The organism is Pseudomonas sp. EA_35y_Pfl2_R5 (assembly GCF_963970805.1).
Classification (GTDB): Bacteria; Pseudomonadota; Gammaproteobacteria; order Pseudomonadales; family Pseudomonadaceae; genus Aquipseudomonas.
In genome coordinates this window covers 135,027-147,072 of sequence record NZ_CAXAOW010000010.1, presented here as the reverse complement: position 1 = coordinate 147,072, position 12,046 = coordinate 135,027, and the positions used below count along the sequence as shown (strand labels likewise).

Here is a 12,046-nt window from a genome sequence, read left to right as displayed (position 1 = left end):
CCCGCTACCTCCCGAACTACCTGGGCTGGCGCCGCATGCTTGAACGCTATCAGCAGCGTATTCAGCCCGTTCACTGTATCCAGGAGGCGGTTGGTCGGACCATGCAACACGCGATTGGGACATAGCCTTTTTTATTGCCTGAATCCACAGCAACCACACCGCGCGACGAAGGGCAGCGATTAATCCTTGCTATAAATCTAATAAGAATTATTCTCACCCAACTATTTGAAAGGGAGATGAGTCATGACCTACCTGACCGATGCCTGGCTGGACCGCCCGCAGCCGTATCTACGCATTCTTAACCGCAATACCGGCGAAGTCTGCGCGCTGCTTAAGGAGGATGCCCTGGATGAGCTGCGTGATCAGGGCGATCTGGATCTGCACGAGCTGAACTCCAGTGAGCCGCTGGTGCTTAAGGAGTTGGTGCGTAATCTGTTTCTCTACTGCTATGCCCGGGCGTTGCGCCCCTGACAATCTGGCCTTAAACGCATCGCGGGCATGGCCCGCGATAGATAGCGCCTGAGACTATAGATCTCGCGAGCTAGAGTCCTACAAGGCGCTACGTTAGTAACAGCCTCCGGCTGGTCAAAACGGCGAGGAAGCGGAGTGTACTGTTGTACATGAACATTACTCGCTTCGCTCGCCCCTTCGGGGCCGCACTGGCGTGCGTTAGCCGCAAGCGGCTTTTCGAGCCTGTTTTTACGCAGTAGGGCCGACGCGCAGCAGATCGTGGAGCGTCTCTTAGAGAACGTCCAGCAGCTCCACGTCAAACACCAGCACGCTGTGCGGTGGGATGCTGCCCACGCCTTGCTCGCCGTAAGCCAGCTCGCTCGGCACATACAGACGCCACTTGCTACCGGCATTCATCAGTTGCAGGGCTTCGGTCCAGCCGGCGATCACGCCGCCCACCGGAAACTCGGCAGGCTGACCGCGCTCGTAGGAGCTATCGAACACAGTGCCATCGATCAGGGTGCCGTGATAATGCGCGCGAATGGTGTCTTCGCGGGTCGGCATCGCGCCAGCACCGGTATTCAGCACTTCGTACTGCAGGCCGGAAGCCAGAACTGTAATGCCATCACGCTTGGCGTTTTCCGCGAGGAAAGCCAGGCCAGCACCGGCAGCCGCTTCAGCCTTGGCAGCCGCTTCGGCTTGCATGATGTCGCGGATTACTTTGAAGCTGGCGGTCAGCTCAGCTTCGCTAACGCGGCTTGGCTGGCCGGAGAAAGCATCGGTGATACCGGCGATGATCGCGTCCAGGCTGGCACCCGGCGGCGGGTTGTCGCGCAGCTGACCACCCAGTTGACGGCCGATGCCGTAGCTGACGCGGGTTTCGTCAGTCGAGAGATTGATATCGGACATAACACTGCTCCGCTAGGGGCTAAAAAAGGTCGGCCAGCCTAGCACAAACACCATTGCCACTCTAACCGCCGGCCACGCCAGCCGAGGAGCGATTACGCCGACAACGCTCGGAGCAGTACTTCACCTCACCCCAGCAATGCGCCCATTTCTTGCGCAACGCGAAAGGCAAACCACACACCTGGCAGGTCTTGACCGGCAGCTCGGCCTTTTTCACAACGCCTCGCCGGCATCCAGCCGTTCCAACAAATGCGCGCCGCGTGCCCAGAGGCCCTGCTGCTTGGCCTCGCTCATCTTGTCCAGGCCACGGTAGATCATGCCCAGCCGATGGTTACCCGACAGCTGCTCACGGTGGCGCATCAGGAAATGCCAATACAGCGCATTAAACGGGCACGCCTGCTCACCCACGCTCTCACTGACCTTGTAGGCGCAATCGCCGCAGTAGTTGGACATCCGCTTGATGTACTGGCCGCTGGCGCAGTAAGGCTTGGAACCCAGATACCCGCCATCGGCGTGCATGACCATACCCAGGGTGTTGGGCAGCTCGACCCAGTCGAAGGCATCCATATACACGGCCAGGTACCAGTCGCAGACCTGGCTGGGCACAATACCGGCCAGCAAGGCGAAGTTGCCGGTGACCATCAGCCGCTGGATATGGTGAGCATAGGCATGCTCCAGAGTCTGGCAGATAGCCTGGCTCATGCATTTCATGCGGGTCTTGCCGGTCCAGTAGAACTCCGGCAGCGGCCGGGTATTGCCGAAGGCATTGCGCTCGGCGTACTCGGGCATGTGCAGCCAGTAGATGCCGCGCACGTATTCGCGCCAGCCAATCAACTGGCGGATAAATCCCTCAGCGGCGTTTAGTGGCACCTGGCCGCGCCAGTAGGCCGCCTCCACGTCCGCACACAGACGGCGCACATCCAGCAGGCCGATATTCAGCGCCGCACTGATCCGCGCATGAAACAGAAACGGCTCACCGACCGCCATAGCGTCCTGGTAATCACCGAAGGCCGGCAAAGCGAAATCGAGAAAATGCTGCCACAGCGCCTCGGCCTCGGCGTGGGTCACCGGGTAATCGAAAGACCCCAGGCTGCCGTAATGGTGACTGAAACGCTCGGCCACCTGCTTCAGCACGTCCCGGGTAATGGCGTCCGCCGGGAAACGCGCGGTCATCGGCGCCTTGATCTGTTTGGGCAGCGCCTTGCGGTTTTCCGCATCGAAGTTCCACGCACCGCCCACCGGGGTACTGTCACCGTTAAGCAACAAGCCGGTCTTGCGGCGCATCTCGCGGTAGAAAAACTCCATACGCAGCTGCTTGCGCCCCTCGGCCCAACGGGCGAACTCGTCACGGGCGCAGATAAAACGATTGTCGGCATGCCAGGTGATCGGCACACCGCTGCGCTTCAACTGATCTTCCAGGCGCCACTCACCACATGCGGTGATATGCACCTCGGCCGCCTGCAACTTCGTAACCCAGCGCTGCAACTCACCCGGCAGCGAGCCGCTGTTCTGCGCATCGTCCAGCTTGACGTAATGCACGCGCCAGCCACGCTCGCCCAGGGCCTCGGCAAAATTGCGCATGGCACTGAAGATCAGCGCGATCTTCTGCGGATGGTGCGGCACATAGTCGGTTTCCGCCGCCACCTCAGCGAGCAGCACGGCATCCTGCTGCGGGTCCAGGGCCTGCAAACTGTGCAGATCGAAAGACAGCTGATCACCCAGTACCAGGGCAAGCCGGCGAGTAGACATAGATGGAGTCGTTACCAGGAAGAGTTGAAGGAGATCGGCACGCGCAAGGTGTCCTGGGTGCCATCCTGCATGCCGCACATTTCGTCATGCACCACCGCATGTACCAGGTGGAACGGTATGCGCGGCAAGTCGTGCAGCAGGTCGCGGGCATGCTCGATCGAGCGCAGGTGCAGGGTCTTTCCACTGCTATCACTGAGCGGGTGGGCACGGCCGTCCATGTGCGCCTCCAGCAGGTAGATCCCACCTTCGATGGAGATCAGGTTGAGCGCGTCGATATGCCCGGCGTGGGCGTGCAGCGACAAGTCTTGCAGGTTCATGGCGATATCCTCGGGCAAACAAAACTATACAAAAATCTATACAAATACAATTTTTGTACAGCACAGCAAAAGCACAAGGTACAACGCAAACCGCCCGTCCGTTTTGCAACGGCCGGGCGGCGGGGACGCATAAGAAGGGGGTCAGCTCGATTCGTACTTGGTCAGCTTATCCAGATAACCCATGGCGAAAGCCGACCCGACAAAAGTCAGGTGGATGATCACGTACCACTGGAGGTGATCAACATCGTAACTCTTGGCATCCATAAACACCTTAAGCAGGTGAATCGAGGAAATCGCCACAATCGAGGCAGCAACCTTCATTTTCAGCGAGCTGGAATCCATCTTGCCCAGCCAACTGAGCTTCTCGGTGCCCTCGTTTATATTGAGCTGAGAAACGAAATTCTCGTAACCCGAGAGCATCACCATCACCAGCAGGCCACCGACCAATGCCATATCGATCAGCGATAGCAGGCGCAGGATCAGGTCAGCCTCGGTCAGGGCAAAGATATCAGGGAGGATGTGATAAACCTCCTGAAAGAACTTGATGGACAGCGCCAGCACCGCCAGCGACAGTCCGAAATAGATAGGTGCCAGCAGCCAGCGCGAGGCATACATGGCATTTTCGATAAAGCGTTCCATAAGGGCTCACTCAGGGTTTAAAACTGCCGGCGAGTATACCCAGCGCCCTCGCCTAGACAACCCTGGAGTGTGGCAATTAATGACCGCTGCGGTTATCCCCTATAACTGTGGATAACCTTGTGGGCAGGCTCAAGATCAATGGCTGCAAGCCAGCCCTGAATAGGGTTGGCGACACCTGATCAAATACTCGGCAATTGCCCGCTCAGGTTTCCGGCTGAAACTGGTAATCACCCAGGTGATGACCTCGCTCAGCGTTCAAACGGCGCAGCTCGGCCTGGATATGCAGGCGCCAGATCGGCACGTCGGTCGATTGCTCGTACCCCATGCCGTGCAAGTTTTCAGCGATATCCGTGAGGATGCTTTCGGCAGCGAAAGCCCCGTGGAATGGGCCCTGCGCCTTGATCGTGGAAGGCTGTGCACCAGCCATGCCGGCGGCGCAGATCAGCGTCCAGAGGCCATTGTTACCGGCCAGCGGCAACACCACGCATTCGATACGAGTATCCAGGCCCAGACAGTGGCGAGTGAGATTGAGGCTGCGCGACATGGCGACGACCCTCTCAGGAGCAGGCCTTCAGCCTACACCCGAGCAACCGCCAGTGGGAAGCCAACAATTATCCCCGTTTGCTGTGGATAACTGTGTGGATGAAGTGAGGAAAAGCCGGCCCGATCCAGGCGCACGGGCCGGCGGCGCAATTCGCTCAGTGACTGACCAGCCACCGGGCGAATTGCCTGCGCGCTGCGGTCATTCAGCCGCAGGCTTTTTCGCTCGCGGCTTTTTCTCCTTGGCCGCAGCAGCCGGCTCTTCCTTCTTCGACTCCTCCTTGTCATCGTCTTCCATCCCCATGGCGGCGATATCGCGCAGACGCTCAACCACCCGTGCATTGACGCTGCCCGCAGGGAACTGGCCCTGTTCATTGGGCGAGCCAGCATCCGCGCCGACCAGCAGACTCAACGCCTCATCGACCTGACGCACGGCATAGATATGGAACTGCCCAGCGCGTACCGCCTGCAGCACCCGCTCATCGAGCATCAGGGTGGTGACGTTGGAGTGCGGAATGATCGCGCCCTGCTCGCCGGTCAGGCCGCGGGCCTCACAGAGGCGGAAGAAGCCTTCGATCTTCTCGTTGACCCCGCCAACCGCCTGCACCTCGCCAAACTGATTGATCGAGCCGGTAATGGCGAAACACTGCTTGAGCGGGGTGCGCGACAAGGCCGAGATCAACGTGCAGACCTCACCCAGCGAGGCGCTGTCGCCGTCGACATACCCGTAGGACTGCTCCAGGGCGATGCTCGCGGAGATTTCCAGAGGGAATTCCTGGGCATAGCGGCTACCCAGATAGCCAGTCAGGATCATCACACCCTTGGAGTGGATCGGCTGGCCGAGGTTGACCTCTCGTTCGATGTCGACGATGCCGCTGCCACCGGGATAGACCGTGGCCGAAATCCGCGCGGGCACACCGAAGGCCGAGTCGCCGACTTCCAGCACGGTCAGACCGTTACACTTGCCCACGGCTGCGCCGGCGGTGTCGATCAGGATAATCCCGGCCAACATGTCGTCGATGATCCGCGCCGACACGCGGCCCGTGCGGGTGGCTTTGGCCTTTAGCGCGCGCTCGATATGTCCGGCGTCAGTCACTTCATCACCGGCCAGGCTGCGGATAAAGTCGGCCTCGCTGACCAACTGGAACAGATCGCCAATACGCGCCGACAAACGCCCCTGGTGTTCAGCCAAACGCGCGCTGTAGGTCGCCACGCGCGCCACGGCGGCAGCGGTCAGCGGCGCCATGCCCTCTTCCGAGGTACGGGTTTTCATCAGCTGAGCGAATTGCTCCAGGCTGTCATCGGCCAGCGGGATATCTTCATCAAAGTCGACCAGCACGCGGAACATTTCCTGGAAGTCCGGATCGTGGTCCTGCAACGCGTAATACAGCTGGCGCGAGCCAATGATCACCATTTTGAGCTGCAACGGGATCACCTGGGGGTTGAGAGTCACGGTAGCAATGCGCCCGAGGTCGCCTAGCGGCGATTCCATCTTCAGCTGCCGCGATTGCAGGGCACGCTTGAGCGCGTCCCAGACAAACGGTTCACCGAGCATCTTTTCCGCTTCAAGAACCAGAAACCCACCGTTGGCGCGGTGTAGCGCACCGGGACGCAGCTGGCGGTAGCTGGTGTAGAGCGCGCCCTGGTCGGTGTTGTATTCGATGCGGCCGAACAGGTTGTCGTAAGTCGGGTGCGGCTCGAACACCACGGGCGCGCCGCCCTGGGCGTGATGACCGACCACCAGGCTCGGGCAGTACTGTTCTTCAAGCAATTTGCGGGTCTGGGCATCGATACGCTCCACTTCGACCAGCTGATCGACCACAGTTTTGAGCAGGTTGACCTGCATCGCCTGCAAATAAGCGCAGACCCCGGCGTTTTCCGCATATTTTTCCGATAGCGGAGCGAGCAGCGGCTGCAACGCCACGGTGATGGTCTCTTCGTTGAGCTGACGCAGCAGATTGCTCGATTCGCGCTTCCATTGCGGCAGGCTGGCCAGCTCCTCGTTCAGACGCTCTTCCAGGGAAGCGATATCGGCATGGAAGCGCTCTCGGTCGGCTTCCGGTAATTGAGCAAACTCGGCTTCATCCAGCGCCTTACCCTCAAGCATTGGGGTGAAGGCGATATTGCTGCTGTCGCGGTACAGGGCCACGCTCTTTTCCAGCGACAGGCGCTCAATCACATCCAGCGCCTGGTCGTAGCGCTTGTTGAAGGCGCGGTCGATGGCGTTCTTCTTCTGCTGGAACGAGGGGTGTTCGAACACCGCTGGGAAGGTCGCCAACAGGTTGTCGATCAGGCCATTGATATCGGCGAGAAACTCGCCGGCAGTGCCAGACGGCAGCTCCAGCGCACGCGGCTCGCGCGGCTCATCGAAATGGTTGACGTACAGCCGGTCAGCCGGAGTCTCCAGGCGTTTGGCTTCAGCCTTGAGATAGCGTTTGACGAAGGAGAAGCGGCCGGTGCCGGGCTCGCCCATGACAAATACGTTATACCCAGGGCGCGGCATCGCCACGCCGAACTGCAACGCCTCGACGGCGCGCTCCTGGCCCAATACACCACGAAAGGGTTCCAGGTCTTCGGTATTGGTGAAGTTGAACTGCTCAGGGGAAAAGGGACGGGTAAGTGCTTCAGGTGCCAACCGCAAATGGGCTGCGACGGAGTCTGGCATTGGAAATCCTTGGACGGGGGCCTGGTGGAAATCATGGCCGCATCGGCCCTCATCCACAAGCCAATAAGCGCGATCCTGTACACGTACGCCTGCGCGCAATGCACAAGAGCGCACACAACGCGGCCCAGGCAGGCTGTTGGCTCAAACTCAGAAACAAAAACGGAGCCTTGCGGCTCCGTTTTGTATTGCAACGTAGCTTACTGCGCCAGCTTCTTGTAACGCACGCGGTGCGGCTGCGCGGCAGCATCACCCAGACGCTTCTTACGGTCGGCTTCGTACTCGGTGTAGTTACCTTCGAAGAACTCGATATGCGAGTCGTCTTCGTACGCCAGGATATGGGTCGCCACGCGATCCAGGAACCAGCGATCGTGAGAGATCACAATGGCGGCGCCTGGGAAGTCGAGCAGTGCCTCTTCCAGCGAACGCAGGGTTTCCACGTCGAGATCGTTGGACGGTTCGTCCAGCAGCAGCACGTTGGCACCCTCTTTCAGGGTCAGGGCCAGGTGCAGACGGCCGCGCTCACCACCGGAGAGGTCCTTGACGAACTTCTGCTGGTCGCCACCCTTGAAGTTGAAGCGCCCCACGTAGGTGCGTGACGGTACTTCATAGTTGCCGATCTTGATCATGTCGGAACCGCCAGACACGGCCTCCCATACGCTCTTGCTGCCGTCGAGGTCGTCGCGGCTCTGATCGACGCACGCCAGCTGCACGGTTTCACCGATCTCGATGCTGCCCGAGTCCGGCTGCTCTTTGCCCATCAGCATGCGGAACAAAGTCGACTTACCGGCACCGTTACCGCCGATCACCCCGACAATGGCCCCTTTAGGCATACTGAACGACAGGCCGTCGATCAGCGCGCGGTCGCCGTAGCCTTTGCTGACATTAACGAAGTCGATGACCTTGTCGCCCAGACGCGGGCCAACTGGGATATAGATTTCGTTGGTCTCGCTGCGTTTCTGGAATTCCTGCGACTGCATTTCCTCGAAACGCTGCAGACGTGCCTTGGATTTCGACTGGCGGGCTTTGGCGCCTTTGCGCACCCACTCCAGCTCTTCCTTCATGGCTTTCTCATGCGCCGACTGCTGCTTGGATTCCTGGGCCAGACGGTTCGATTTAGCCTCGAGCCAGCCGGAGTAGTTGCCCTCGTACGGAATACCAGCGCCGCGGTCGAGTTCAAGAATCCAACCGGCGACGTTATCCAGGAAGTACCGGTCGTGGGTAATCGCCACCACGGTGCCCTGGAAGTCATGGAGGAAGTGCTCCAGCCAAGCCACCGAGTCGGCATCCAAGTGGTTGGTCGGCTCGTCCAGCAGCAGCATGTCGGGGGCCGACAGCAGCAAGCGGCACAGCGCTACACGGCGCTTCTCACCACCAGACAGTACGGCGACCTTGGCGTCCCAGGCCGGCAGACGCAAGGCGTCGGCTGCAACTTCCAGCTGACGCTCAAGGTTATGGCCATCGCTGGTCTGCAAAATGGCTTCGAGCTTGGCCTGTTCGGCGGCCAGCTTGTCGAAGTCGGCATCCGGCTCGGCGTAAGCGGCGTACACCTGATCCAGACGCGCCTGGGCGTCCTTGATATGGCTGACGGCCTCTTCCACCACTTCGCGCACGGTCTTGCTCGGGTCGAGCTGCGGTTCCTGCGGCAGGTAGCCGATGTTCAGTTCCGGCATTGGCCGGGCTTCGCCGTTGAACTCGGTATCGACCCCGGCCATGATTTTCAGCAGGGTGGACTTACCCGAACCGTTGAGGCCAAGTACGCCGATTTTCGCGCCGGGGAAGAACGACAGGGAGATGTCTTTGAGGATTTCCCGCTTCGGCGGCACTACTTTGCCGAGTCGATGCATGGTGAAGACGTACTGAGCCAAACTGAATACCTCGCAAAAAACGTAAAAAAATTGCGCCCATCTTATGACAGATAAGGGTGAGTCGACCATTTACATATCGAAGCAATCGCTAAGGTAACCCAAGCAAACCACTGACCTGCCGCAGTGGCCTATCGAACGGGGGACACGAGGCCGGGCGCTGTACGAGCGGGTGTCTGCCCGTGACCGCTATGCCTGTATTCGTTGCGGGAATACGCAAATCGTGGAAAGCCAGCAGCCCCCCCTCTGCGCCCGCGGTGAGCACAGCAGTTAGTCGCCCCGCGCTAAGGCATTCACGGCTGCGCTGACACACACTCTGCGCACTGCCGACGGTCTTTGACCACAGGCCGTCAGAGCTTCACCGCGCTTAACTGCAACCACAGCGAAAATGCCCCCAGTACGCCCCAGAACACGGCGAATAGCCAGGGGGAGCGCAACGAGAACAATAAGGTCTTGTAATAGCTGTCCTTTTTCGACTCCTGCTCACTAAACAATGGAGAGTCATCGTAGGCGTGGCCGAATTTTGGCTCACTGCGCAGCAGGTGTTCCTGCTTGAAATGCCAGTGGCCGATGATGTTTGCCGACGCCTTGATACCCGGCCAGGCGTGCAGTGAGCTGACGATACCCAACAGCGCCAGGAGCGCCGGCACCACCAAGGTGAAGAGATCGCCCCACTTCGTGTTGAGATTGGCCATGGAGGAGGCATAAGCAATCACCAGAAACGACTGAGCCGACAGGTAGGCATTGGTTCGATTGGCCAGCAGGCTGGTTTCGTATTGGATTTCCCGACGATAGAAATCCAACCGTTCTCTCGGCGTACCGAACATCAGTGGATCGGATGCCGCATTTGCGTCGACGGCGAGGTTCTCGGGAGAAATGATTCTGGACACATTCAGTACCGCGCTACAGGGGACACAACAGCGATCTGCCGTCGCCACACACTTCATTCGCTTGAGCTTGAGCCCGACCAGCAACTTGGTAGCGGCGCCGACCATCCATGGCCGCGCGTTAGTGATCCGCTACTCGGCGCTATACATCTCGGAAAGCTCATGGGCGAACTGGTCTTCAATCGCTTGGCGAGCCATCGTTATTCTCCTTATGACTTTACGTTCACGAGCCTGGACGATGCCTTCCCGCTCAATGTTCGTGTGTGACTGGCCATCGCAATAATGAGTTCAGACTCTTTAAGCAGCGTACGATCGACGCGCCAGTGGCACCCGGCTTCGTGATGCCCCCGTTCGCGGCGCGTCTGCATGGAAGGTTCCTGCGGGTTGGGCCTATCGTCGGCCCGAAAGCCAAAACAACAGTACCGTTCAGCGGGGTAACGCGCTGGCGACGACACCCGCCACCAAGCACCAGGAATATTGTGTATCTGCACTTCAGAATAACCTGGGCACGCCGACTATCTGAATGGCCGTCCACTAACCAGCGAGTCTCCTGTCATGTTCAACACGCATTTGAAGAAGGAACTGGAAGCGCTTCGGGAAGAAAATTCCAAGAATCAGCAGATCAAGGAATCGATCTATGCGGAAATGCTGGTGCTGGAACTGGACGCGCGTGGACATATCATCTTCGCCAATGAGCATTTCGTCCGGGAAATGCTGCACCGTCGCGAGGACCTGATCGGCCGTTCAATAGAAGATTTCATCCCAGATTCTTTCCGCCGCGAAGCCAACTACAGCAAGCTCAAGACCGCGTTGGCTCGCGGCGAGCACGTTAGCGGTGCCTACCGCATGCTGCGCGCCAATGGTGAGGAAGCCTGGCTACGCTCGATCTGGCAGCCGCTGAAGAACAGCAAGGGCCAGGCCACGGGCTTCACCCTGTGCGCCAATGACCTGACCCGCACCATCGAGACCTCGAAGGAGCATGAAGGCCTGATCAATGCCCTGCTGCGCTCCACCGCCGTCATCGAGTTCAATCTCAAGGGTGAGGTGCTGACCGCCAATGACCGCTTCCTCCAGGGCATGGGCTATCGCCTGGAGCAGATCAAGGGCAAGCACCACAGCATGTTTTGCGAGCCCGAGGAGTACAACTCCCCCGCTTACCGGGAATTCTGGGCTCAGCTCAACCGTGGCGAATTCGTCGCCCACCGCTTCAAGCGTGTAGACGCCATGGGTCGCGTAGTCTGGCTCGAAGCCTCTTACAACCCGGTACACGACGCCCACAACAAACTCTACAAAGTGGTGAAATTTGCCACGGTGATCACCGACCAAGTGGAGCGCGAGGAGGAAGTCGCCGCGGCTGCCAGCATCGCCTACGGCACCTCGCAGCAGACTGACGCCACCGCCAAGAAAGGCGCCGCGGTGATCAGCGAAACCGTGACCGTCATGCGGCGCATCTCCGAGCAGGTGCAGGAAGCGGCGCAAGGCATCGAGGCGCTGGACAAACAATCGCAGTTGATCAGTTCGATCATCAAGACGATCAGCGGCATTGCCGGCCAGACCAACCTGCTGGCGCTCAATGCGGCCATCGAGGCGGCCCGCGCGGGCGAACAGGGTCGCGGCTTCGCGGTGGTGGCCGATGAGGTCCGGCAACTGGCCGGACGCACCAGCCAGGCGGCCGAGGAGATCGTCGAGGTGGTGCAAAAGAACCAGAGCCTGGCGCAAACGGCAGTGGACAGCATGGCCAGTAGCCGCGAGCAGGCGGAACAAGGGCTGCACCTGGCCAACGAGGCCGGAGCAGTAATCGTTGAAATCCAAGACGGCGCGCAAAAGGTGGTCGATGCTGTCGGCCAGTTCGCCAATCAATTGAAGAGCTGATTGGTGGATCGCTGGCACTAACCCGGGTGCGCAAACGACGCTCGTCGGCCGCACTGGCACTTTGCCACGTTTATGGCATGCTAGCCGCCCCTTGGCTGCCGGCCGTTTCGCGCACCCGCCAGGGGCCCGCACATTGCCGTCAAGCCCCCAGGATGTATG

At 59.7% G+C, this 12,046-nt stretch carries 11 protein-coding genes and 2 pseudogenes; 4 read left to right on the top strand and 9 right to left on the bottom strand.

Going from position 1 to position 12,046, the window contains the following annotated elements; genetic code table 11:
- Together AACX99_RS16695 and AACX99_RS16690 are read left to right on the top strand one after the other, a co-directional pair.
- Positions 1–125 (top strand): annotated as a pseudogene (locus AACX99_RS16695) (IS1595 family transposase); the annotation flags it as partial.
- A gap of 118 nt (positions 126–243) precedes the next feature.
- Entirely contained in the window at positions 244–471 is a 228-nt protein-coding gene (locus AACX99_RS16690; RefSeq protein WP_339413536.1) for a PA4570 family protein, read from the top strand.
- 270 nt (positions 472–741) lie between these two features.
- Here the strand turns inward: AACX99_RS16690 and AACX99_RS16685 are convergent, their stop codons facing one another.
- The 9 genes from AACX99_RS16685 to AACX99_RS16645 all read right to left on the bottom strand — a co-directional run bounded on the left by AACX99_RS16685 (position 742) and on the right by AACX99_RS16645 (position 10,018).
- Entirely contained in the window at positions 742–1,359 is a 618-nt protein-coding gene (locus AACX99_RS16685; RefSeq protein ID WP_339413534.1) for an FKBP-type peptidyl-prolyl cis-trans isomerase, read from the bottom strand.
- A 61-nt stretch (positions 1,360–1,420) separates the two neighbouring features.
- On the bottom strand, positions 1,421–1,573 hold the full coding sequence (locus tag AACX99_RS16680) for a DUF2256 domain-containing protein (protein WP_339413533.1): 153 nt from the start codon (positions 1,571–1,573) through the stop codon (positions 1,421–1,423).
- Complete coding sequence (locus AACX99_RS16675) at positions 1,570–3,105, bottom strand: cryptochrome/photolyase family protein (protein ID WP_339413532.1); 1,536 nt, start codon at positions 3,103–3,105, stop codon at positions 1,570–1,572. Before AACX99_RS16675 ends, AACX99_RS16680 begins: the two co-directional genes overlap by 4 nt.
- A gap of 11 nt (positions 3,106–3,116) precedes the next feature.
- Positions 3,117–3,422 carry a DUF6482 family protein gene (locus tag AACX99_RS16670; RefSeq protein ID WP_339413531.1) on the bottom strand — a complete coding sequence of 102 codons (306 nt, stop codon included), beginning with the start codon at positions 3,420–3,422 and terminating at the stop codon, positions 3,117–3,119.
- Between the two features lie 141 nt (positions 3,423–3,563).
- Positions 3,564–4,061, bottom strand: a complete 498-nt coding sequence (locus AACX99_RS16665) for a TIGR00645 family protein (RefSeq protein ID WP_339413530.1) — start codon at positions 4,059–4,061, stop codon at positions 3,564–3,566.
- Positions 4,062–4,263: 202 nt separating this feature from the next.
- A complete protein-coding gene (locus AACX99_RS16660; protein ID WP_339413527.1) occupies positions 4,264–4,605 on the bottom strand; it encodes a PA4575 family protein in 342 nt (113 codons plus the stop codon).
- A gap of 198 nt (positions 4,606–4,803) precedes the next feature.
- Positions 4,804–7,266, bottom strand: a complete 2,463-nt coding sequence (locus tag AACX99_RS16655) for a Lon protease family protein (protein WP_339413525.1) — start codon at positions 7,264–7,266, stop codon at positions 4,804–4,806.
- Positions 7,267–7,463: 197 nt separating this feature from the next.
- Complete coding sequence (gene ettA / locus AACX99_RS16650; RefSeq protein WP_339413524.1) at positions 7,464–9,131, bottom strand: energy-dependent translational throttle protein EttA; 1,668 nt, start codon at positions 9,129–9,131, stop codon at positions 7,464–7,466.
- Positions 9,132–9,478: 347 nt separating this feature from the next.
- Positions 9,479–10,018 (bottom strand): hypothetical protein, encoded by a 540-nt coding sequence (locus AACX99_RS16645; RefSeq protein ID WP_445261879.1) that lies wholly within the window; start codon positions 10,016–10,018, stop codon positions 9,479–9,481.
- Positions 10,019–10,570: 552 nt separating this feature from the next.
- Between AACX99_RS16645 and AACX99_RS22260 the strand changes: the two are divergent.
- Together AACX99_RS22260 and AACX99_RS22255 are read left to right on the top strand one after the other, a co-directional pair.
- Positions 10,571–11,347 (top strand): annotated as a pseudogene (locus tag AACX99_RS22260) (PAS domain-containing protein); the annotation flags it as partial.
- A complete protein-coding gene (locus AACX99_RS22255) occupies positions 11,327–11,887 on the top strand; it encodes a methyl-accepting chemotaxis protein (protein ID WP_445261882.1) in 561 nt (186 codons plus the stop codon). The pseudogene AACX99_RS22260 and the gene AACX99_RS22255, both read left to right, overlap by 21 nt.
- The last annotated feature ends 159 nt before the right edge of the window (positions 11,888–12,046 follow it).